This window comes from Ruegeria sp. C5, from assembly GCF_056537605.1.
In genome coordinates this window covers 605902-626817 of sequence record NZ_JBQFRX010000001.1, presented here as the reverse complement: position 1 = coordinate 626817, position 20916 = coordinate 605902, and the positions used below count along the sequence as shown (strand labels likewise).

Genomic DNA, 20916 nt, shown 5'->3' with positions numbered 1-20916 from the left:
TTGCCCGGGCAGCCCGCTAGGTTTAGCGCATGTCGACCCAATGGCTCAAACCCTATATGCCGCGTAGCCTATATGCGCGTGCCGCACTCATTCTGGTACTGCCGGTCATTGTCGTGCTTTTGGTAGTGGCGATTGCCTTTTTGCAAAAACATCTTGAAGAAGTGACCGCCCAGATGACCCGCACGGCGGCGCGCGAGGTGACACTGGTGCTGGACGTGATGGAGGGTGCGGAAACCCAGCAGCAGGCATTGGCAGCTGCGCGGCAGGACTTGTCGGTCTTGAACATGACCGCCCGTTTTCTGCCGCCGAATGAAGAGCCGAAAAACAGTCCGCGTCGATGGTACGATTTCATTGCCCCGCAGGTGGATGCGGAAATGCGCAGCTTGTTGCCTGAAACCCAGTATGTGGCTCTGCCAAATGGACAGGAAGTGAGTCTTTTTCTGGCAACCAATCTGGGCATGCTTGAGCTAGAGTTTGATCGCCGACGCCTGTCGCCGACTGCACCGCATCAGCTGATTGTGACGATGGTGTTCTTTGCGGCTCTGATGACAACGATCTCGTTTCTCTACATGCGCAATCAGTTGCGCCCGATCACGCGCCTTGCGGACGCGGCGCAGGCCTTTGGTCGCGGGCGGGTCGTGCCTTATTCACCCGGTGGTGCAATCGAGGTACGCGCTGCGGGCAATGCCTTCGTTGACATGCGCGCCCGAATCGAGCGGCAGATTGAGCAGCGCACGCTCATGTTGTCGGGGGTCAGCCACGATTTGCGCACACCTCTGACGCGTCTGAAACTTGGATTAGCTATGTTGCCCGAGGACGAGGCCGCACCGTTGTTGCAAGACGTGGACGAGATGCAATCGCTGCTGGATGCATTCTTGGACTTCTCGCGTGGCGCTGCAGAGAGCGCACCCGAAGAGATTGAACCCGAAAATTGGCTGAGCCAAATCGTTGACGATGCACAGCGCGCGGGCCAGCACGTTGAACTAATCTCGGTCGAGGGGCGTGGAACGGCAATGCTGCGCCCATCGGCCATGCGCAGGGCGGTAGAGAATCTGATTGGAAACGCGAATCGCTATGGTTCACGCGCCGAGGTCAGCCTTTCGATGACGCCAAAGTCACTACGCATTCGGGTTGAAGATGACGGCCCCGGTATCCCGATCGAACAACGCACCGAGGCCGTCAAACCCTTCACGCGACTTGATCCGGCGCGAAACCAGAATCAGGGCACCGGCGTGGGTTTGGGCCTTGCGATTGTTGCCGATATCGCCCGCGTACATGGTGGTATTCTGCGACTGGGCAGCAGCGAAAGGCTGGGCGGATTAAGCGCGGATATCGTGATTGGACGGTGATTTGGTAGGCCCGGAGGGACTCGAACCCCCAACCAAAGCGTTATGAGCGCTCTGCTCTAACCAATTGAGCTACAGGCCCGCCTGAGGGCTTTGCCTATCACGATGGCAGCCCGCGTCAAGCCTGACCGTTGCAACATGGCCCACAATCGAATAACCCGCGCGCAAAGCACTCATGAGGGATTGGCCATGACAGCGGGCAAGAACGGAATCACCTATGCCGACGCAGGTGTAGATATCGATGCAGGCAACGCTCTGGTCGATCGGATCAAGCCTGCGGCCAAGCGCACCAACCGTTCGGGCGTGATGAGCGGGCTAGGCGGATTTGGCGCTCTGTTCGACCTGAAAGCGGCTGGCTATCAAGACCCGGTTCTGGTGGGCGCAACCGATGGTGTGGGCACCAAGCTGCGGATCGCAATTGATACCGGCGTTGTCGATGGCGTGGGAATCGATCTGGTGGCGATGTGCGTCAACGATCTGATCTGCCAAGGTGCTGAGCCGCTGTTTTTCCTGGATTATTTTGCCACCGGTAAGCTGGACACCGATACTGCCGCGCGGATTATCGAAGGAATTGCCGAGGGGTGTGTCCAATCTGGCTGCGCCCTGATTGGTGGTGAAACCGCCGAAATGCCGGGTATGTACCCTGACGGCGATTTCGATCTGGCCGGTTTCTCGGTTGGTGCCATGGAACGCGGGGCCGCATTGCCCGAGGGCGTTGAACAGGGTGATGTCCTGCTGGGGCTGGCTTCGAACGGGGTGCATTCCAACGGCTATTCGCTGGTGCGCAAACTGGTTGAAATGTCCGGGCTGGGCTGGGAGGAAGAGTCGCCTTTCGGTGGCGGAACATTGGGTGAGGCTCTGCTGACCCCCACGCGGCTGTATGTGAAACCAGCGCTGCAGGCGATCCGGGCTGGCGGCGTTCGCGCGCTTGCCCATATAACCGGCGGCGGCCTCACCGAAAATCTGCCGCGCGTATTGCCCGAAGGGCTCGGGGCCGAGATTGATTTGAGTGCTTGGGACTTGCCGCCTGTGTTCAAATGGATGGCCGAGACCGGTGGGATCGCCGAATCCGAGATGTTGAAGACCTTCAACTGCGGCATCGGCATGATTGTTGTCTGCGCTGCAGATCAGGCGGATGAGCTTACAACACTGCTTGCAGAGGCAGGCGAATCCGTTGCGCGCATCGGAACGGTCACCGCAGCGTCGGGTATGGCCTATTCAGGCAAACTGCTGTGAGCCACAAGCGCGTCGCGATCCTGATCTCCGGGGGCGGATCGAACATGCTGTCGCTGGTCGACAGCATGAATGGCGATCATCCAGGCCGACCATGTCTGGTATTGTCGAACGACACAAATGCCGGAGGGCTGAAGAAAGCTGCACAGCGCGGAATTCCGACCGCAGCCGTCGACCACAAGCCCTTTGGCAAAGATCGCGCTGCGTTTGAGGCAGAACTGCTTAAACCGCTTATGGCAGCCCGGCCGGATGTTGTCTGTCTGGCCGGTTTCATGCGTGTATTGACGGGTGAATTTGTATCGCGTTTCCAGGGCCGGATGCTGAACATCCACCCATCGCTTTTGCCTAAGTACAAGGGTTTGAACACCCATGCACGCGCAATTGAAGCAGGCGACGCCGAACATGGCTGCACCGTTCACGAAGTTACTGCCGCGTTAGATGACGGGCCGATTCTGGGTCAGGCGCGCGTGGGTGTACGGGTAGGGGACACGCCTGAGGAGCTCGCCGCCCGCGTGTTGACCTGGGAGCACAAACTCTACCCTGCCGTGCTTCGCCGTTATTGTATGGGTAACAAAGACCCAGTTCTTCTGCCCTAACGCGGCGGGGTGATTTACACGCAAAGGTTATTCGTCTTATGGTCGCATATCGCTCGGGACGAGGACGGCACGGGCAGTCACAATAACCAAAAGCAAGAACAGCACCGCGCATGAAAACCCTGACGACGACGCAAGAGCTGGCCGCATTCTGCTCGGCTGCTGCACAATATCCTTATGTCACTGTAGATACCGAATTTCTGCGCGAACGGACCTATTATTCGAAACTCTGTCTGGTGCAGCTTGCGGTGCCATCGGAAGATGAAGACAGCGCCGTTCTGGTTGATCCATTGGCTGACGGCATGTCGCTGGAGCCTTTGTACCAGCTGTTCAGCGACGAAAGCGTGGTCAAGGTTTTCCACGCCGCGCGGCAGGATCTTGAAATTTTTTGGGTCGACGCGGGCGTCTTTCCGACTCCGTTGTTTGATACTCAGGTCGCTGCGATGGTCTGCGGTTTTGGTGAACAGGTTGGCTATGAGACTCTGGTCCGGAAGATTTGCAAGGAAGGGGTCGATAAAACTTCTCGCTTCACCGATTGGTCACGGCGCCCTCTGACGGATGCGCAGAAAACATACGCACTGGCAGATGTAACCCATCTTCGGAAAATCTATGAGCAACTGGCTGCAGAACTTAAGAAGTCGCGCCGGGATCACTGGGTCGCAGAAGAGCTTCGCATACTGACCCGACCCGAGACATATGACATTCGCCCGGAAGAGGCGTGGCGGCGGGTCAAAACGCGGACCAACTCTGCCAAATTTCTGGCCGTGGTTCGAGAGCTGGCGCAGTTCCGTGAGGCCTATGCGCAAGAGAACAATGTGCCACGAAGCCGTGTGTTCAAAGACGATGCGTTGATCGAGATGGCCTCGACCAAGCCCAAGACGCCCTCTGATCTGGGCGGATCGCGCTTGTTGCTGCGCGAAGCGCGCAAAGGGGCGATCGCAGAAGGCATTCTGGAGGCGGTAAAACGGGGCGTAGGTTGCCCGCAAGACCGATTGCCGAAAATTGACAACAGCCGCGACAAGCTGAAGGTCAACCCTGCACTTGCAGATTTGCTGCGCGTTCTTTTGAAATCAAAGACCGAAAGCGCAGGCGTTGCCGCAAAATTGATCGCCTCCAGCGCGGAATTGGATCAGATCGCTGCAGGCGAACGAGAAGTTCCCGCCATGTCTGGTTGGCGGTTCGAGGTTTTTGGCGAGGACGCGCTGAAGCTTTGCGAAGGCAAGATTGCTTTGGCCGCCAAGGGACAGGCCGTGCAGGTTGTCTCGCTTTAACGGCGACGGGATTCCAACGCGTTCTGCTGGCCTTTGACCCGAACTAAACGAATACCTTCCAGTTCTTTCCGGCTTACATTGACGGCCTCTGAAACCATCCGCGACCGTTCGGTGCCCTGCGCAGTGGCGTAGTCCGGGTAATCCACGCGGAAGGTGAATTCCATAACGCCATTTTTGCTGAGTTCTTCAGATCTTACGCGCGCGAGCTGTGCGTTGAACGCACCCTGTCGAATGGCTGTGCCAGCCGCATAGATGATTGCGCCCGTCGAGGTTGGGTCGATCCGCAATTCGTTGATCACGGCGATTGGAACGCTGTTATCCTCGGCGTCCGGACGCTCGAACAGGCCTTTTTTGTCGGCATTTTCGGGAACCAAGGCATTAGCGTCATCGGCTGATACTTCGGATGGGCTGGGTGTGCTGCTGCCAAACCAGTTCGATGGATTCGCGCTTGAGTTGCTCCAGTTGCTACAAGCGGACAGAGCCATTGTGGAGATCATCAGAACAGGCAGAGTTTTGTGCATGGACCCAGTACTTTGTGCAACTTTACCTGCATCGGGTTAACGCAAATTCGATCGTTTGAAAAGCCACGCTGGGGACTGGACAGTCGGTAGCGCTGAGCATAGTTCACAATTGTGAATGCGTAACGCAAGGACGGACCCGATATGGCAACGCCAGCCTTCGAAGAGATAGTCGAGGATTTCGAGTTCCTGGAGGACTGGGAAGACCGCTATCGCCATGTGATCGAGCAGGGCAAAGCGATGGAGCCTCTGGATGATGCATTCAAAGTCCCTGCGACCAAGGTGAATGGTTGCGCCAGTCAGGTCTGGCTGCATCCAACCATTGAGGGCGGTCAATTCCGCTTTGACGGTGACAGCGATGCCCTGATTGTTCGGGGCCTGATTGCGGTTCTGCGTAGCCTGTATAACGGCTTGCCGGTGGCCGAGGTGCCCAGTGTTGATGCCGGTGGAGAACTCGCGCGACTGGGGTTGCAGGATCATTTGTCTGCCCAACGTTCGAACGGGTTGCGCGCAATGATAGAACGTATTCGCGAAGTGGCATTGGCCAGCGCCTGACTTTTAGGTGGATTTGCGCGCTGCCCAATCTGTAAGCGTGGTTTCCAAATCGCCATAGCCGGTTTGCCGACGTTCGAATTCCAGCCCCATCCGATCAGCGCACTCCTGCGCGCGACGGGTCAAGTCGGGATCATCGGTTTGCGCCTGATAAACGAGCTTGGTGTAATTGCCGAAATACATCTCTCGCAATTCAGGATGACGGTCCAGACCCAGCGGTTTCCAGACAAACGCATCAAACTGCCGCGCAAGGAAATCTGTCAGATAAAAAGCGGTGGTTTCATCGTCGCCATGCGCTGCGAAGGCAAGATTGCCCTCGAAGAAGGAATAGCAATGGGGCCCTTGGATCATCTCGACCCCCAGCCGCTCGCATGCTGCCTGTAACAAGCCACCGGTTCCGCAATCGGCATAGACAACGTAGATGCGGTCGTATGAGCCCCGATGCTTGGCAACCGCATCCTCGACCGCCTGTGTGATCTTTTCCGGGTGCACATGCAAAATGGCGGGCAGGCAAGTCAGGGCCATGTGATCCCAGCCGTTCCGTTCTTTAAGGTCCAGAATCTCGCGGGCCAGTGCACCGCATGCGATCAGAAGAATCGACTCGGCGCTGTGCGGTGCGACATAGCCTTGACGGGTCAGGCTGTCATCGTCTGGGATCTGTGAGTCGGTCATCTGATCTCTCTGGCTGGTCTTTAGCAATATATGTGCCCGAGGTTCGGACAAAAAAGGCCGCCCCAAAAAGGACGGCCTGTCTCACGATATGATCTCGCGCCTTAGCCGGCTAGTTGGTTGTGCTTGCGCGACATAAAGTCCTTTGCCATTTCCACCGCCACGGCTGCGTCGCGGCAATAGCCGTCAGCGCCGATCGCCTTGCCGAACTCTTCGTTCAGCGGAGCGCCGCCAACCAGAACGGTGTACTCATCACGCAGGCCTTGTTCGACCAACGTGTCGATTACGACCTTCATATAAGGCATCGTCGTCGTCAGCAGAGCGGACATGCCCAGAATGTCGGGCTGTTCGTTTTCCAGCGCTTCGAGGTAGTTCTCGACCGGGTTGTTGATGCCGATATCGACAACTTCGAACCCGGCGCCTTCCATCATCATCGCAACAAGGTTCTTGCCGATGTCATGGATGTCGCCCTTTACGGTGCCGATCACCATCTTGCCAACGCGCGGAGCACCAGTTTCAGCCAGCAGAGGCTTCAGGATCGCCATACCGCCTTTCATGGCGTTGGCCGCCAGCAGCACCTCAGGCACGAACAGGATGCCGTCGCGGAAGTCATGGCCGACAATTGTCATGCCGCCAACCAGCGCTTTGGTTAGGATGTCATAGGGTTGCCATCCGCGCTCGAGCAGGATGTTCACACCTTCTTCGATCTCTTCCTTCAGGCCGTCATAAAGGTCATCGAACATCTGTTCGACGAGTTCGTCGTCATTCAGTTCGGACAGGACGATGTCTTCTTCATCAGACATGGGTATTTCCCTGAGCTGTGCGGGCCTGCGGCCCGTGGTGGCATTTTCTCCGTTTTGGCCATTTCGTCGCAGGTCTACTGTGACGATTGCGACCTAGGTCGTTCTGAGACCGACCTATAGGCCGAATATTCGCACTCAGCGACATCGAATTTTGCAAGATCATCCTGCATTGGTTTCATTAGCCACGGTAAATTCACCAGCAGTCTAATGCGTCGCCTGTTTCGAGCATCTGATGATTTTTGGGAAACGAAACATGAATCTTGCCAGTGAAACTGGTTTTAATTACATCTAGTGATAGGAACATAAGGCGAACATATGACTACTGCCATCAAAAGCCCTGGGCGCGGAGCAACCTCAAACGAAGCAGGTCGGTTCGAGAGGTTTACAACCGAGTTGACCGAAGATGGCTGGGATTTGCCAGACGAACCGCCCCCTTTGCGGACCGAAGTTCGGGAAGAAATGGCGCGCAATCTGATTGCCTATAACAAGTCGCCGGACCTACCTTTTGACAGATCCATAAACCCATATCGGGGCTGCGAGCATGGATGCGTGTATTGCTTTGCTCGGCCAACGCATGCGTATCTCGGGCTGTCTCCGGGCTTGGATTTCGAAACCCGCCTTGTTGCGCGACCAAATGCGGCTGAGCTATTGCGTCGCGAACTCTCGGCACGTTCTTACAAGGTGGCCACGATTGCACTGGGAACCAACACCGATCCCTATCAACCGATCGAAAAAAACCGCAAGATAACAAGGAGCTGTCTAAAGGTTCTGAGAGATTTTCAACATCCGGTCGGTATTGTGACCAAGGGGACTCTGATCGAGCGTGATCTTGATATTCTGGCACCGATGGCCAGCAATGGTCTTGTCCGGGTTGGCATTTCGCTGACCTCATTGGACCGGGATCTTTCCCGGCGGATGGAACCCCGGGCGCCTTCACCACAGCGCAGGCTCGGAATGATCCGCAACCTGACCGAGGCTGGCGTGCCAGTGCGCGTTATGACGTCTCCGGTGATTCCCGGTTTAACCGATCATGAATTGGAAAACCTGTTGGAGGCCGGAAAGCAGGCTGGCGCCGATGCTGCAAGCTGGATCATGCTGCGGCTTCCCCGTGAAGTATCCGCGCTCTGGCGCGAGTGGCTGATCGAACATCAGCCGGGCAGGGCTGAGAAGGTGATGGCACGGCTGCGCGAAATGCATGGGGGTAGGGAATATGACCCCCGGTGGGGCCACCGCATGCGGGGCGAGGGGACCTATGCCGAGATGATTGCGCAACGGTTCAAGGCCGCAGTCAAACGTCTCGGGCTGTCGACAGACATGCCGCCACTGAACTGTGCGGCGTTTGCACCTCCACCCCAGCCCGGTGATCAACTGGCTTTGTTTTGAAGCCTTGGTTCAGAAACTAATGCCAATACCGGCCGAGAATCCGTTGACGGTATCGCTGCCGTAGTAGCGGACCATAAACCGTGTCGTTGATACCCAAGGCACCCATGTGTCAGACAGATCGACCTCGATCCCACCACCTACGCGGGCCAGCCAGTCGGTGCCCAATACAAGTGACTGATCCCCGATCAGATAGGACAGGGACAGATCGCCCACCCAGCGGACCGGGCGACCGAACATGCGTTTTCCAGTTGGAAAGCGGTAGCGTGACCACAGAACTGCATTTGCGGCAGTTGATTCAACCAACAGGTCCTCGTTGTCTCCGATAGGCCAGTATTCGATATGGGTATAGCGCAGGCTTGCCTCGAATTCCCGGTCGTTGGACAGAGCTTTCTCGTACGAGACTGTCATCGATCCGCCTGCGCCACCAGCCCAGATGCCGCCGCTTTCGAGAAAGTCTCGATCAAGCCCCAGGCGGTTGGCTATGGCTTGCGCACCGACAGATGCGTCGGATTGCGTACGTCCGACCGAGATATGGGCCATCGGGGTCATTTTCCAATACTCGCCGATGTCGAACTGATAGCCGACACCGCCGGTAAGGGCGAGGCTGGTCCATTTCAGCGGAATACGCGTGGTATCTCCGGTGCCGCTGAAGGTCAGAACGGGGTCATAGCGCGCGTAGCCTATATACCCCTCAAGATAGATCGGCACGCCCTCAGCAAGGCGAAACCCGCCGCCCAGCTGGGCGGATTTGAAATCGTAATCGCGATTGTCTGTATTTGACTGCAGCGAGATTGCGCTGGCAGAATCGTCCGGGATGCCTGCTAGCCCTAAGATTGCCAACGACCCGGCGGCGTTTTCCTGCTGCTGCTTCTCAAAAGCACGTTCCAGCACGCTTTGAGCGGATGCCGATTGCGCAAGTAGCAACATAATGAGCAAGAGGATTAAACGCATGAGAACCAAACACTATTCGCCGGACGCGGCAACATTAGGCGGACTAACGCAGTGCGGAAAGATGCATCGAAACAGTCATTTACGTTTGGTTTCGAACGGTCTCATTTTGGTAACGCTACGGAAAAAAAGACCCCGGATAACCGGGGTCTTAACATCGATATTGTGTGTGGATCAGCGGTTTTCGATGTCCACGTAATCGCGGTTGGTCGCGCCCAGATAAAGCTGACGTGGGCGTCCGATCTTATTCTGTGGATCGGCAATCATTTCTTTCCACTGGCTAACCCAGCCAACGGTACGTGACAACGCGAAGATTGGCGTGAACATCGAGGTCGGGAAGCCCATCGCTTCCATCACGATGCCCGAATAAAAGTCGACATTCGGGAACAGTTTCTTTTCGATGAAATACGGATCTTCCAGAGCCTGTTTTTCCAGCGCCTTCGCGACCTGTAGTTTGGGATTGTTTTCTACGCCCAGCAGGTCAAGTACTTCGTCTGCCGATTGCTTCATCACTTTCGCGCGTGGATCGAAGTTCTTGTAGACGCGGTGGCCAAAGCCCATCAGACGGAACGGGTCATCTTTGTCTTTGGCGCGCTCGATAAACTCGGGGATGCGGTCCACGCTGCCGATCTCTTCCAGCATTTCAAGGCAAGCCTGGTTCGCACCACCATGGGCCGGACCCCAGAGACAGGCGATACCGGCCGCGATACAGGCGAACGGGTTTGCACCCGAAGAAGATGCCAGACGCACCGTCGAAGTCGAGGCGTTCTGTTCGTGATCCGCCTGCAGCATGAAGATACGATCCATGGCGCGTGCCAGAATCGGGTTCACCTCGTAATCTTCGGCAGGAACGGCAAAACACATGCGCAGGAAGTTTGACGCATAGTCCAGGTCGTTGCGCGGATACACGAAGGGCTGACCGATATGGTATTTGTAGGCCCAGGCCGCGATGGTCGGCATTTTTGCGATCAAACGGTGCGAAGCTACTTCACGCTGACGCGGGTCCGCGATGTCGGTCGAATCGTGATAGAACGCAGACATGGCACCGACAACACCCACCATGATGGCCATCGGATGCGCATCCCGGCGGAATCCGCGATAGAAATACTGCATCTGCTCGTGCAGCATCGTGTGGCGGGTGATTGTGGTCTCGAAGTTCTCCAGATCCTTTGCCGAAGGCAGCTCGCCATACAGCAGCAGATAGCTGAGTTCGAGGAAATGCGACTTCGAGGCGATCTGTTCGATCGGATAACCGCGATGCAGCAACTCGCCCTTGTCACCGTCGATGAATGTAATGGTGCTGTCACAGCTTGCGGTGGACGTGAAACCCGGATCATAAGTAAAGACGCCAGCCTGACCATAGAGCTTGCGGATATCGATCACATCGGGCCCAGCGGTCGGAGAAAACACCGGCAGATCATAGCTTTCGCCGTGGACAGTCAGTTTGGCTGATTTTTTGCTCTCGGTCATGTTTGTCCCTTCTTCATTCGTGCGCATGCCGGATCGCTGTCCGACAAAGCAGGCAACGACTGCGTTCCGTCGCGCAGTCCGTTCTTAACGGAGCAGCGTTACCCTTATGTGAAATCAGGCCGGGTTCGCTGCATCAGAAAGCCGCGCCAGGGTTTCATCGCGCCCAAGCACAAGCATCATGTCAAATACCGAAGGTGTAACTGCCCGGCCCGCTAGTGCCGCCCGCAGCGGACCAGCCAATTTGCCGAACTTAACCCCATTCGCCTCTGCGAACGAATTCAGGGTCTCCTCCAGTTCGTTCCGGGACCAGCTAGCATTTTGCAGCTGCGGCGTCAATTCTTTCAGTATACCGTCGGATACAGATGCCAGCGCCTTTGCGGCCTTTTCATCTGGCTGGATAGGTCGCGACGTAAGCACAAAATGAGCTTTTTCAATGAGTTCCGGGAACGTGCGTGCGCGGTCCTTGAGGCAATACATCGCACGGACCAAATCACTGGATTGTGTTTCGGAAAGCGGCGGCAAACCAGCTGACTTCAGATATCCCTGAATTTCATGCTGCAGCGCGGCATCTTCCCCGACGGCAATATGTTGTCCACAAAGGTTTTCAAGCTTCTTCACATCAAACCGCGCCGGGCTTTTGCCAATGCCATCCAGATCGAACCACTCTTTAGCTTGGGCATCGGTAAAGAACTCATCATCCCCATGGCTCCAACCCAGCCGAGCCAGATAGTTGCGCATTCCGGATGCCGGATATCCCATGGCCTGATATTCTTGCGCCCCCAACGCACCGTGACGTTTGCTGAGCTTTTTCCCATCGGGTCCATGGATCAAAGGGATATGCGCCCAGACTGGTACATCCCAACCCATCGCCTCGTAGATCATCATCTGACGGGCGGCGTTGTTGAGGTGATCGTCGCCCCGGATCACATGAGTCACGCCCATATCATGATCGTCAACCACAACGGCCAGCATATAGACCGGAGTCCCATCCGAACGCAGCAGGATCATGTCATCCAACTGATCGTTGCGAATGGTGACATCGCCCTGCACCTGATCGCGGATCACAGTGGCACCGTCTTGCGGAGCCTTGATGCGGATCACGTAAGGTGCGTCGGGATGTGTGGCAGGGTCAGCCTCGCGCCACGGGCTGCGAAACAGGGTCGACTGCCCCTCGGCCCGCGCCTGTTCACGGAATGCAGCGATTTCTTCCTGCGTCGAAAAGCACTTGTATGCCTTGCCGTCGGACAGCAATTGATGCGCGACCTCTGCATGTCGAGGGGCACCCTCGAATTGGCTGACGACCTCACCGTCATGATCAAGCCCTAGCCAGTCCATGCCTTGCAGTATGGCCGCTGTTGCTTCCGGCGTGGAACGTTCCCGATCGGTATCCTCGATCCGCAACAGGAACTGGCCGCCGCGACCCCGCGCATAAAGCCAGTTGAACAGAGCAGTGCGGGCGCCACCGATATGCAGAAATCCGGTGGGAGAGGGGGCAAAACGGGTGACGACCTGATCGGACATGGTGTGGATTAACCTTTTGGTAACCTTAGCGGGCATAGTTTGGCGACTATCTACCCAGCCCGAAGGACGGGGGCAACCATGCGTGTTCTGACACGGGTCGAGACCGCATTGCTGACCCAGCGGGTACACTTGTTTCCGTGGTCCCCGATCTGCCTGGCGGTCGGGATTGGTTGGTATTTCAGCCTCAGGTTCGAACCCGAGGTTGAGCTCTATGTCGGCGTTCTGGCGCTTGCCTTGCTGGCGCTTGCCTCCACCCGTTGGATGGGGGCCGCGTGGTCACCGCTGGCCACTGGCTTAGCCCTGATCGCGATGGGGTTCGCTCTGGCCGGGGCGCGGGCACATATGGTTGCGGAGCCGGTCCTGCAATGGCGTTACTATGGCCCGGTCGAGGGGAGGGTCGTAGCGCTGGACCGCTCTGCGTCGGATGCGCTGAGGGTGACATTGGATCAGGTGCGGATCGGGGACGTTCCTGCTGATCAAAGACCCCGGCGCATCCGGCTGTCTATTCACGGGGAGTCAGTTGCGCTGTCCCCGGGTCAGCGGATTATGACCACAGCACATCTTTCGCCGCCGCAAGGGCCAGTTGAACCCGGAGGTTTTGATTTTCGCCGCCACGCCTGGTTCCAGCAACTTGGCGCTGTTGGATACACTCGGGTTCCGGTCCTGACGTCGGCTGCGGCGCAAGATGGTTTGGACGGAGTGCGTATCACGGCCTTGCGCATGGAGATCTCGGATCGGGTGCGCACGATCCTGCCGGGCGAAGTCGGGGGCTTTGCCGCCGCCGTAACTACCGGTGATCGCAGCGGGATGGGGCAGGCCTCGTTAGAGGCGTTGCGCGCGTCCAACCTGGCTCATCTTCTGGCGATTTCGGGCCTGCACATGGGTTTGCTGACCGGTTTCGTTTTTGTGGCGTGCCGCATGGGGTTCTCAATGGTACCTGTCATCGCGCTTCGCATGCCCGTACGCAAGGTGGCAGCGCTCTGCGCGTTATTCGCGTCGACAATCTACCTGCTTCTGTCTGGTGGGAACGTCGCGACTGAGCGCGCCTTTGTGATGGTCTGCGTTATGCTGGGGGCCGTATTGCTGGACCGGCGCGCGATTTCGTTGCGGGCGGTGGCCGTGGCTGCGCTGATTGTTCTTACCTTTCGTCCAGAAACTCTTTTGAGCCCCGGATTTCAGATGTCTTTTGCAGCCACAACCGCCTTGGTCGCAGGGTTTGGCGCGTTGCGGGGCTATGGCCCAATGCCAGGCCCAAAATGGCTGCGGCTTATGCTGGCCTTGTTGACATCCTCGGCGATCGCGGGGATCGCGACAGCTCCGATCGGGGCGGCGCATTTCAACGCTATTTCACACTACGGGTTGTTGGCAAATCTCGTCTCCGTGCCCGTCATGGGAACGCTGGTCGTTCCAAGTGCGGTGGTCGCCGCCCTTCTTGCACCTTTTGGGCTTGAAGCGATTGCATTGCACGTAATGGGTCTTGGGCTGAGATGGATCCTTACCGTTGCCAATTGGGTCGCGGGACTGGAGGGCGCGCGCGGGTACGTGGTAAGCCCAGACTATTTCGTATTGCCTGTTCTGGCTCTGTCTCTTCTGTGGCTAATGCTGTGGCAAGGGCACGCACGGTGGCTCGGCATCGCCCCGGCGGCATTGGCGATAGCGCTGTGGGGTCAGGGAAGCCGCCCAGACGTGCTGATCGCCGATACCGGCGGGCTGGTCGGAGTGATGACTGAACACGGGCGCGCGCTGAGCAAACCGAAAGGCAGCGGATTTGTCGCGTCGGTTTGGCTGGAAAATGACGGGGACGGGGCAGATCAACCAAAGGCCGCTTTGCGATGGCCAGAGGCACCAGCGGGAATTCAACGTTTTCTTCTGGGAGACAAAGAGCTTGTCCACTTGACTAGCAAGCGGGCTGCGAGCGCCTTTCAGGAATGCAGGAAAGATCAGATCATTGTCGCCCCGGTGTCGTTGACTTTGACCGGTGAATGCAGCGTTTACGATACGGAATTTCTGCGGAAGACAGGCAGTCTTGCGTTATCCAAGGGGCGTTTGTTCGCGAGTTCTGATATCTCAGGCCGCCGCCTATGGTCCCCCAAGCTGCCTCAGTAGCTTCGGATCAAGCCTACCAGGCGGCCCTGAACTTTCACCTTGTCCTCTGGCAGCACGCGGGTCTCATAGGCCGGATTCGCCGCTTCCAGCGCAATGGCCTGACCTCGGCGGAAAAACCGTTTCAGCGTGGCTTCCTGATCTTCCACCAATGCCACCACGATGTCACCGTTGTCAGCGGCCGTTGTTTCGCGGATCACCACGACATCGCCATCGTTGATACCGGCGTCGATCATCGAGTCGCCACGAACCTCAAGCGCATAATGTTCACCACGGCCCGAAACCATCGAGCCCGGTACCGCAACGCGGTGCGACACATGGCTGATCGCTTCGATCGGTACACCGGCAGCAATCCGGCCCATAACAGGCAATTCCATTGCATCAACTGTGATGGGTTCAAAGTTCGCGGGGCGTGGACCTTCAGGGCGATCGCCTTCAATCACACGGGGTTTGAAACCTGTAGTTGGCTCTCCCCCAAGGCTTTCGGGCAGCTTGACAACTTCGATGGCACGGGCTCGATGGGCAAGGCGGCGGATAAAGCCACGTTCTTCCAGCGCGGTGATCAGTCGATGAATCCCGGATTTTGACCGTAGATCCAACGCGGCCTTCATCTCATCAAAACTGGGCGGAACACCGTCCGCTTGCACGCGTTTGTGGATGAATTCCAGCAAATCCAATTGCTTCTTGGTCAGCATTGCTCATACCTCGTCGCTCATGCGTTTTCTTTTGTTCTACGCATGTTCACGTTTTGTGTCAACGGATTTGCTAGATCGGCAGGTAAAGGACCTCATCCCCGGCCTCGCGCGCGGGATCGTGGGGTTGGCGTACCAATAGTGCATTGGCTTGCGCCAAAACACTTAGCAGCGAGCTGTCCTGATCATCACAGGCGCGGATGCCGCCGTTGTCCAACACCGCCCGCATATAATGCTCACGCGGGCCATTTTTTCCGAGCGGGGCAGAAAGGCGGGCGCGTTGGAATGGCTGTAGGGCCTGTTCAATCCCCAACATGCGGCGCACCATTGGGATGAGGAACAGGTAACCGCACACCATGGCACTGACCGGGTTTCCGGGTAGACCGACCATCGCAGCATCCCCAAGCCGCCCGGCCATCAGTGGTTTACCCGGTCGCATGCGAATCTTGTAGAACGATTGCTTCAGCCCAAGACCTTCCGAGACATCCGCAACCAGGTCGTACTCGCCAACCGACGCCCCTCCGATGGTCACTACAAGGTCAGCGCCCTGCGCCAATCCAAAAGCTGTTTCCAGCGACGCCACGGTATCCTGTGCGATGGGAAGTACACGAACTTGTGCGCCAGCGTCTTCCAGTAACGCCTTAAGACCAAAGGTATTTGAGGCGATGATCTGATCGGGGGTCGGCGTCTCCCCGGGCATCACCAGTTCGTCACCGGTTGATATCAAAGCAACCACGGGTTTACGGATCACAGGAACCGAAGCGATGTTCATTGCCGCCATCAACGCAACATCTTCGGGTCTGAGCTGGCGTGGAGCGCTGATCTGCGTACCGATGCTGAAATCGATCCCCGCAGGGCGGATATTTGGCTTTTCACCGGGGGCGTCGGTTATGGTGATCAGATCGCCGCGTCGGTCGACATCTTCCTGAATGACGACAAAATCCGCGCCTTCCGGCACGGGTGCGCCAGTGAATACCCGTACAGCTTGGCCGGGCCCGACGGTACCAGCAAAGCGGCGTCCGGCCGCTGCTTCGCCAATCACTTTGAACATCGCGTGCAGTTCGACTTCGGTCGCTTTGACGGCGTACCCATCCATCGATGACGCAGCAAAGGGCGGCTGATCACGCGTTGCTGTAACGTTTTCCGCCAGAATACGACCGGCAGCCTCGGCAAGAGGAACCGTTTCTGCAGGCAGCGGAGAGACCAGATCGAACAGCAGGGCCCGCGCTTCTTCAACCGAGATCATGATGCCTCGTAACGCCCTGATTTTCCGCCGTCTTTCAGGAGAACGCGGATGCCGCCGATCTCCATCGCCTTGTCCACGGCCTTGGTCATATCATAAACCGTCAGCGCGGCTATTGAGACTGCTGTTAGCGCTTCCATCTCTACGCCGGTCTGGCCCGAGGTTTTTACGGTCGCTTCAATCTGAACGCCCGGAAGGTCAGGGTCCAAGGTTAATTCGACGGCGACCTTGGTGACGGGTAGCGGATGACACAGAGGTATCAGATCAGGCGTTTTCTTGGCACCCATGATGCCCGCAAGCCGGGCGATACCAAGAACATCGCCTTTCTTGGCGCGACCTTCTGAAATGATATCAAAGGTTTCCTTCGCCATCTTGATGTATCCAGATGCAACCGCAACCCGGTCGGTGACAGCCTTGTCGGACACGTCCACCATATGGGCCTCACCTTTGGCATCAAAATGGGTCAGCGGCATCACATCACTCCGGGAATGAGCGGGTTGGCGAGCAGTGCTCGAGTTGCCGAAGCTACATCATCCTGACGCATCAGGCTCTCACCAATAAGGAAACAGCGCGCACCGTAGCGGGCGATATCTGCGAGGTCCGCCGGAGTGCTAAGGCCGCTCTCGCAGACGATCGTGCGATCCGCTGGAACCAGCTTTGACAGATGACGAGTTGTATCAAGAGTCGTCTCGAAGGTCTTGAGATTGCGGTTGTTTATCCCGATCAGCGGGCTTTTCAGCTGCGATGCCCGCTCAAGCTCGTCTGCGTCATGGACTTCGATCAGAACATCCATGCCCCAGTCAAACGCGGTTTGCTCAAGCTCGGCGGCCTGTGCATCGCTGACCGATGCCATGATGATCAGGATGCAATCCGCACCCAATGCACGCGCTTCGACCACCTGATAGGGGTCGTACATGAAGTCCTTCCGCAATGCTGGCAACGAACAGGCCGCGCGCGCTTCGGTCAGAAAGGACTTGTCACCCTGAAAGCTAGGCGTGTCCGTCAGAACCGACAGGCAAGCCGCGCCGCCCTCTTCATAAGCTTTGGCAAGCGCGGGCGGATCGAAATCAGCGCGGATCAGACCTTTGGACGGGCTGGCCTTTTTGACCTCGGCGATCAATCCGTACCCCTTGCGCATAGCCGAATGCAGGGCTTCGGCAAAACCGCGTACCTCGGGTGCGTTCCGTGCCTCAGATTCTAGTGTTTCCAGAGGCTTATGCGCCTTATCCGCAGCGATCTCTTCCAGCTTGTACGCTTTGATTTTGTCCAGAACGGTCTCGGTCATGCGGCTTCCTGTGTAATGCGCGCCAGCGCGGTGATCTTTTCACGGGCCTTGCCGCTATCAATGCTTTCTGTGGCCATCGCAACGCCCTCGCGCAGATCGCTTGCCGCATCTGCAACGACCAGCGCCGCTGCCGAGTTCAGCAACACCGCGTCGCGGTAGGCTGAAGGTGCCCCATCCAGCAGGGCGCGGAAGGCGACCGCGTTCTCTTCGGGCGTGCCGCCGATGATATTTTCGAACGGATGCACCGGAAGGCCTGCATCTTCGGGGTGAAGCTCGACCTCTTTGACAACGCCGTCCTCAACCGATGCGACCCAGCTGACCCCGGTGATCGTAAGCTCATCCGTACCGTCTGAGCCGTGGACTAGCCAGGCATGTTCAGCCCCAAGCAGACCCAGAGTTTCGGCCATCGGGCGGATCAGGTCGCGGCTGAACGCACCGGTCAGTTGGCGCTTCACTCCGGCGGGGTTGGTCAGGGGGCCCAGAATGTTGAAAATCGTGCGCGTCCCCAGTTCTTGCCGCGAAGGCATGACATGGGCGATCGCCGGGTGGTGCATTGGGGCCATCATAAAGCCGATACCGACCTCTTTCAGCGCTTTCTCAACGACTTCCGGGCCGACCATTACGTTGATACCTAGCTGCCCAAGAGCATCTGCTGCGCCAGATTTCGAGCTCAGGTTCCGATTACCGTGTTTTGCAACGGTGACTCCGGCGCCAGCCGTCACAAAAGCCGTGGCTGTCGAGATATTGAGTGTTCCTTTGCCGTCGCCCCCCGTGCCAACGATGTCCATCGCGCCAGCGGGAGCTTTCACTGCATTGCATTTCGCGCGCATTACGGCAGCGGCGGCGGCGTATTCCTCGACCGTCTCGCCGCGCGTGCGCATTGCCATCAGCAACCCGCCGATCTGGCTGGGCGTGGCGGCCCCATCAAAGAGGATGCCAAAGGCCTGTTCAGCCTCGGCACGGGTCAAAGGTCGATCGGCCGCAGCACCGATCAGAGGTTTCAGAGCGTCGCTCATGCGGGGACTTTCATTTCGTTCAGGAAGTTCTTAAGCAGGGTGTGACCATGCTCGGACGCGATGGATTCCGGGTGAAACTGGACGCCGTGGATCGGCAGTTCTTTGTGCTGCAGACCCATAATCGTGCCATCCTCAAGCTCGGCCGTGATCTCAAGGCAATCGGGCAGGCTTTCGCGTTCTACGACAAGCGAATGATACCGGGTGGCCTCGAAGGGCGAGGGCAGGCCAGCGAATACACCTTTGCCGGTGTGTTTCATCGTGCCCATTTTCCCGTGCACGATCTCATGACAGCGCACAACCTTGCCGCCAAATGCCTGACCGATGGTTTGATGCCCCAGACAGACCCCCATCAGCGGTGTTTGCGTTTCGGCCACGGCTTCGGTCAAGGCCAGACAGATGCCCGCCTGATCGGGATCACAAGGGCCGGGGCTGAGCAGAATACCAGCCGGGTTCATCGCCATTGCTTCTTGCACATCCAGCGCGTCATTCCGGCGCACGACCATCTCGGCCCCGAGCTCACCCAGATAATGAACGAGGTTGTAGGTAAACGAGTCATAGTTGTCGATCAGCAGCAGCATTTGGGCACTTATCTTCCTATGGGCATTTCGGGCTGGCGATGCAGTCCCTGAGCGCGGTATAATGTCGGGACATACATGCTCAGGCTTGTGCGGCAGCGTCAAGAGGACATACCCAACTTGACACCGTACAGGTGAGCGTCGCGGAAGATGGCGTCTGGGCAGATGAGGCACGAAACAACGCGAGAGGCGAGATTTCGATGAGCGGATTTTACGGTGGAGCGATCGCCGGGGCGGTCTCGGTATTGGCACTGGGCGCGGTTCTTTCGCTGACAACTCCTTTGTCACGTAAACCAGATGTGACGGCAACAGCGCCCGAAGTGGCTGATACTCCGCAGCCCCTGGAGGCTGCGAAAGTTGAGGAAAGCAATGCCGATGCTGATCTGGTTGAGTTGCCACCATCCGGCCCTGAAACCCGCGATCTATCATCAGATTCGCTGGATGGCTTGGCAGGTATCGAGCTTGAGCCCGGTGCCCGTCCTGAGGCGGGTGGAGCACCGACCGTAGCCGAGGCACCTGCAGCGATCTCATCTTCTGACGTGACCGTTCAAACCGAAGCGCCCGCGGCACCGCCAAATCCACTTGCCGAACCGACCTCGCCACAACAGGAAGCCGAACCGGCAGCGCTCGCGGACGCTCCAGCAGCGCCTGCGCCCGAGGAAGCCCCGGAACCGCAGGTTGCGGAAGAAACGCCCAAGGAGGTCCCTCAGGTCGCAGCCCTGCAGCCTGAGACCGTCGAAGTGCCGGATGCCGCGCCAGAGGCTGAGGAAGCGGAACCCGTACCTGATGAAAATCCAATCGCGGTTGAGGGTGAAGAAGATACCCGCCCTGTACGTCAGCCGCGCGTATTGACCCTGCCGCAAATTGGCGGAGAGGGGGTTACAGGTTCCGGTTCGTTGATCGGCAAGCGTGTCGTGCCCCTAACCGAGAGGGATGACCCGCCCGTCGAACAAGCCGTGATTACTCCAGAAGTGGTGGCCAAGCCCATCGAAGCACATGCTGCCACCTTCGAAAACCCAGAATCCAAGCCATTGATGTCGATCATTCTGATCGATGATGAAGGGGCTTTTGGGGCCGAGGCGTTGCAGGATTTCCCATACCCGCTAAGTTTTGCCGTCAGCCCGTCTGACCCGAATGCAGCGGAAAAAATGGCCCGTCATCGCGAGGCTGGATTTGAAGTATTGGCCTTGGTTGACATGCACGAAGCCGCCAGTGCTCAGGACGCTGAGGTGTCGTTGTCGGTGTGGTTGGATCAATTGCCTCAAACCGTTGGCATTCTGGAAGGTGTCGGAAGCGGCATTCAAGGCAACCGAAAGCTGGCTGATCAGGTTGCGGCGATTGCTGGAGATACCGGGCGCGGGCTGGTGACGCAGGACAATGGTCTAAACACTGCGCAAAAGCTTGCAGCGCGCAACGGCATTCCATCCAGCGTAGTGTTCCGCGATTTCGATGGTGCCAAACAGGACCCCAAGATCATGCGGCGTTTTCTGGATCAGGCAGCCTTCCGCGCCGGACAGGAAGGTGCCGTGGTGATGCTGGGTCGTCTGCGTCCCGAGACGATCTCGGCTCTGTTGCTGTGGGGGCTTGAGGATCGCGGCAGCCGCGTGGCGATGGCCCCAATTTCTGCCGTGATGATGAAAGAAATCCAGCAGGGCGTTGCCGGATCGCTGACGGACGGGTGACGGCAGCGACCAT

General features: G+C 57.7%; 20 protein-coding genes and 1 tRNA gene. 8 read left to right on the top strand and 13 right to left on the bottom strand.

Features of this window, described 5'->3' with window-relative positions:
- Positions 1 to 29: 29 nt before the first annotated feature.
- Positions 30 to 1349, top strand: a complete 1320-nt coding sequence (locus ACR0AW_RS03180; protein WP_170636160.1) for an ATP-binding protein — start codon at positions 30 to 32, stop codon at positions 1347 to 1349.
- Between the two features lie 2 nt (positions 1350 to 1351).
- On the opposite strand, the gene ACR0AW_RS03175 is transcribed toward ACR0AW_RS03180, so the two are convergent.
- Positions 1352 to 1428: transfer RNA gene (locus tag ACR0AW_RS03175), tRNA-Ile, on the bottom strand.
- Positions 1429 to 1535: 107 nt separating this feature from the next.
- On the opposite strand from ACR0AW_RS03175, the gene purM reads away from it, so the two are divergent.
- The 3 genes from purM (at position 1536) to rnd (ending at position 4443) form a co-directional block, all read left to right on the top strand.
- Positions 1536 to 2582: a phosphoribosylformylglycinamidine cyclo-ligase gene (gene purM, locus ACR0AW_RS03170; protein ID WP_170732448.1), complete on the top strand. Its 1047-nt coding sequence runs from the start codon at positions 1536 to 1538 to the stop codon at positions 2580 to 2582.
- Positions 2579 to 3175, top strand: a complete 597-nt coding sequence (gene purN / locus ACR0AW_RS03165; RefSeq protein WP_170732312.1) for a phosphoribosylglycinamide formyltransferase — start codon at positions 2579 to 2581, stop codon at positions 3173 to 3175. Before purM ends, purN begins: the two co-directional genes overlap by 4 nt.
- A gap of 110 nt (positions 3176 to 3285) precedes the next feature.
- A complete protein-coding gene (gene rnd / locus ACR0AW_RS03160) occupies positions 3286 to 4443 on the top strand; it encodes a ribonuclease D (protein WP_170646165.1) in 1158 nt (385 codons plus the stop codon).
- Here the strand turns inward: rnd and ACR0AW_RS03155 are convergent.
- Positions 4440 to 4964 carry a hypothetical protein gene (locus ACR0AW_RS03155; RefSeq protein WP_170405998.1) on the bottom strand — a complete coding sequence of 175 codons (525 nt, stop codon included), beginning with the start codon at positions 4962 to 4964 and terminating at the stop codon, positions 4440 to 4442. The genes rnd and ACR0AW_RS03155 overlap by 4 nt on opposite strands.
- A 141-nt stretch (positions 4965 to 5105) precedes the next feature.
- On the opposite strand from ACR0AW_RS03155, the gene ACR0AW_RS03150 reads away from it, so the two are divergent.
- Positions 5106 to 5516, top strand: a complete 411-nt coding sequence (locus tag ACR0AW_RS03150; protein ID WP_170392962.1) for a SufE family protein — start codon at positions 5106 to 5108, stop codon at positions 5514 to 5516.
- 3 nt (positions 5517 to 5519) lie between these two features.
- Here the strand turns inward: ACR0AW_RS03150 and ACR0AW_RS03145 are convergent, their stop codons facing one another.
- Together ACR0AW_RS03145 and ACR0AW_RS03140 are read right to left on the bottom strand one after the other, a co-directional pair.
- Positions 5520 to 6185 carry a DUF1638 domain-containing protein gene (locus ACR0AW_RS03145; RefSeq protein ID WP_170732311.1) on the bottom strand — a complete coding sequence of 222 codons (666 nt, stop codon included), beginning with the start codon at positions 6183 to 6185 and terminating at the stop codon, positions 5520 to 5522.
- A gap of 101 nt (positions 6186 to 6286) precedes the next feature.
- Positions 6287 to 6985: a corrinoid protein gene (locus tag ACR0AW_RS03140; protein ID WP_170392964.1), complete on the bottom strand. Its 699-nt coding sequence runs from the start codon at positions 6983 to 6985 to the stop codon at positions 6287 to 6289.
- Between the two features lie 315 nt (positions 6986 to 7300).
- Between ACR0AW_RS03140 and ACR0AW_RS03135 the strand changes: the two genes are divergently transcribed.
- A complete protein-coding gene (locus ACR0AW_RS03135; RefSeq protein WP_170732310.1) occupies positions 7301 to 8368 on the top strand; it encodes a PA0069 family radical SAM protein in 1068 nt (355 codons plus the stop codon).
- Between the two features lie 9 nt (positions 8369 to 8377).
- On the opposite strand, the gene ACR0AW_RS03130 is transcribed toward ACR0AW_RS03135, so the two are convergent.
- The 3 genes from ACR0AW_RS03130 to gltX all read right to left on the bottom strand — a co-directional run bounded on the left by ACR0AW_RS03130 (position 8378) and on the right by gltX (position 12307).
- Positions 8378 to 9319, bottom strand: coding sequence for an autotransporter domain-containing protein (locus tag ACR0AW_RS03130; protein ID WP_170732309.1), 942 nt, complete (start codon positions 9317 to 9319; stop codon positions 8378 to 8380).
- Between the two features lie 171 nt (positions 9320 to 9490).
- On the bottom strand, positions 9491 to 10786 hold the full coding sequence (gltA, locus tag ACR0AW_RS03125) for a citrate synthase (protein WP_170392967.1): 1296 nt from the start codon (positions 10784 to 10786) through the stop codon (positions 9491 to 9493).
- Between the two features lie 114 nt (positions 10787 to 10900).
- On the bottom strand, positions 10901 to 12307 hold the full coding sequence (gene gltX / locus ACR0AW_RS03120) for a glutamate--tRNA ligase (protein ID WP_170732307.1): 1407 nt from the start codon (positions 12305 to 12307) through the stop codon (positions 10901 to 10903).
- A gap of 78 nt (positions 12308 to 12385) precedes the next feature.
- Between gltX and ACR0AW_RS03115 the strand changes: the two genes are divergently transcribed.
- Positions 12386 to 14413, top strand: coding sequence for a ComEC/Rec2 family competence protein (locus ACR0AW_RS03115; protein WP_170732305.1), 2028 nt, complete (start codon positions 12386 to 12388; stop codon positions 14411 to 14413).
- Here the strand turns inward: ACR0AW_RS03115 and lexA are convergent.
- The 6 genes from lexA to ACR0AW_RS03085 all read right to left on the bottom strand — a co-directional run bounded on the left by lexA (position 14407) and on the right by ACR0AW_RS03085 (position 19224).
- Positions 14407 to 15105: a transcriptional repressor LexA gene (gene lexA / locus ACR0AW_RS03110; RefSeq protein ID WP_170465326.1), complete on the bottom strand. Its 699-nt coding sequence runs from the start codon at positions 15103 to 15105 to the stop codon at positions 14407 to 14409. The two genes, ACR0AW_RS03115 and lexA, sit on opposite strands and share 7 nt — an antisense overlap.
- A gap of 70 nt (positions 15106 to 15175) precedes the next feature.
- Positions 15176 to 16348: a molybdopterin molybdotransferase MoeA gene (locus tag ACR0AW_RS03105; protein ID WP_170732303.1), complete on the bottom strand. Its 1173-nt coding sequence runs from the start codon at positions 16346 to 16348 to the stop codon at positions 15176 to 15178.
- Positions 16345 to 16818, bottom strand: a complete 474-nt coding sequence (gene moaC, locus ACR0AW_RS03100) for a cyclic pyranopterin monophosphate synthase MoaC (protein WP_170732301.1) — start codon at positions 16816 to 16818, stop codon at positions 16345 to 16347. The genes ACR0AW_RS03105 and moaC overlap by 4 nt, the downstream gene beginning before the upstream one ends.
- Positions 16818 to 17630 (bottom strand): indole-3-glycerol phosphate synthase TrpC, encoded by an 813-nt coding sequence (gene trpC, locus ACR0AW_RS03095; protein ID WP_170392973.1) that lies wholly within the window; start codon positions 17628 to 17630, stop codon positions 16818 to 16820. Before trpC ends, moaC begins: the two co-directional genes overlap by 1 nt.
- Positions 17627 to 18646, bottom strand: a complete 1020-nt coding sequence (gene trpD / locus ACR0AW_RS03090; protein WP_170646154.1) for an anthranilate phosphoribosyltransferase — start codon at positions 18644 to 18646, stop codon at positions 17627 to 17629. The genes trpC and trpD overlap by 4 nt, the downstream gene beginning before the upstream one ends.
- Positions 18643 to 19224 (bottom strand): aminodeoxychorismate/anthranilate synthase component II, encoded by a 582-nt coding sequence (locus tag ACR0AW_RS03085; RefSeq protein ID WP_170732296.1) that lies wholly within the window; start codon positions 19222 to 19224, stop codon positions 18643 to 18645. Before ACR0AW_RS03085 ends, trpD begins: the two co-directional genes overlap by 4 nt.
- 197 nt (positions 19225 to 19421) lie before the next feature.
- Here ACR0AW_RS03085 and ACR0AW_RS03080 point away from each other — a divergent pair, with 197 nt between their 5' ends.
- A complete protein-coding gene (locus tag ACR0AW_RS03080; protein WP_480444144.1) occupies positions 19422 to 20903 on the top strand; it encodes a divergent polysaccharide deacetylase family protein in 1482 nt (493 codons plus the stop codon).
- Positions 20904 to 20916 lie beyond the last annotated feature (13 nt).

Coding starts and splice junctions, on each gene's coding strand:
- ACR0AW_RS03180 (WP_170636160.1), top strand. CDS start 30: ATGTCGACCCAATGGCTCAAACCCTATATGCCGCGTAGCCTATATGCG.
- ACR0AW_RS03145 (WP_170732311.1), bottom strand. CDS start 6,185: ATGACCGACTCACAGATCCCAGACGATGACAGCCTGACCCGTCAAGGC.
- ACR0AW_RS03150 (WP_170392962.1), top strand. CDS start 5,106: ATGGCAACGCCAGCCTTCGAAGAGATAGTCGAGGATTTCGAGTTCCTG.
- rnd (WP_170646165.1), top strand. CDS start 3,286: ATGAAAACCCTGACGACGACGCAAGAGCTGGCCGCATTCTGCTCGGCT.
- ACR0AW_RS03135 (WP_170732310.1), top strand. CDS start 7,301: ATGACTACTGCCATCAAAAGCCCTGGGCGCGGAGCAACCTCAAACGAA.
- trpD (WP_170646154.1), bottom strand. CDS start 18,646: ATGAGCGACGCTCTGAAACCTCTGATCGGTGCTGCGGCCGATCGACCT.
- ACR0AW_RS03140 (WP_170392964.1), bottom strand. CDS start 6,985: ATGTCTGATGAAGAAGACATCGTCCTGTCCGAACTGAATGACGACGAA.
- gltX (WP_170732307.1), bottom strand. CDS start 12,307: ATGTCCGATCAGGTCGTCACCCGTTTTGCCCCCTCTCCCACCGGATTT.
- ACR0AW_RS03080 (WP_480444144.1), top strand. CDS start 19,422: ATGAGCGGATTTTACGGTGGAGCGATCGCCGGGGCGGTCTCGGTATTG.
- lexA (WP_170465326.1), bottom strand. CDS start 15,105: ATGCTGACCAAGAAGCAATTGGATTTGCTGGAATTCATCCACAAACGC.
- trpC (WP_170392973.1), bottom strand. CDS start 17,630: ATGACCGAGACCGTTCTGGACAAAATCAAAGCGTACAAGCTGGAAGAG.
- gltA (WP_170392967.1), bottom strand. CDS start 10,786: ATGACCGAGAGCAAAAAATCAGCCAAACTGACTGTCCACGGCGAAAGC.
- purM (WP_170732448.1), top strand. CDS start 1,536: ATGACAGCGGGCAAGAACGGAATCACCTATGCCGACGCAGGTGTAGAT.
- moaC (WP_170732301.1), bottom strand. CDS start 16,818: ATGCCGCTGACCCATTTTGATGCCAAAGGTGAGGCCCATATGGTGGAC.
- ACR0AW_RS03155 (WP_170405998.1), bottom strand. CDS start 4,964: ATGCACAAAACTCTGCCTGTTCTGATGATCTCCACAATGGCTCTGTCC.
- ACR0AW_RS03115 (WP_170732305.1), top strand. CDS start 12,386: ATGCGTGTTCTGACACGGGTCGAGACCGCATTGCTGACCCAGCGGGTA.
- ACR0AW_RS03130 (WP_170732309.1), bottom strand. CDS start 9,319: ATGCGTTTAATCCTCTTGCTCATTATGTTGCTACTTGCGCAATCGGCA.
- ACR0AW_RS03105 (WP_170732303.1), bottom strand. CDS start 16,348: ATGATCTCGGTTGAAGAAGCGCGGGCCCTGCTGTTCGATCTGGTCTCT.
- ACR0AW_RS03085 (WP_170732296.1), bottom strand. CDS start 19,224: ATGCTGCTGCTGATCGACAACTATGACTCGTTTACCTACAACCTCGTT.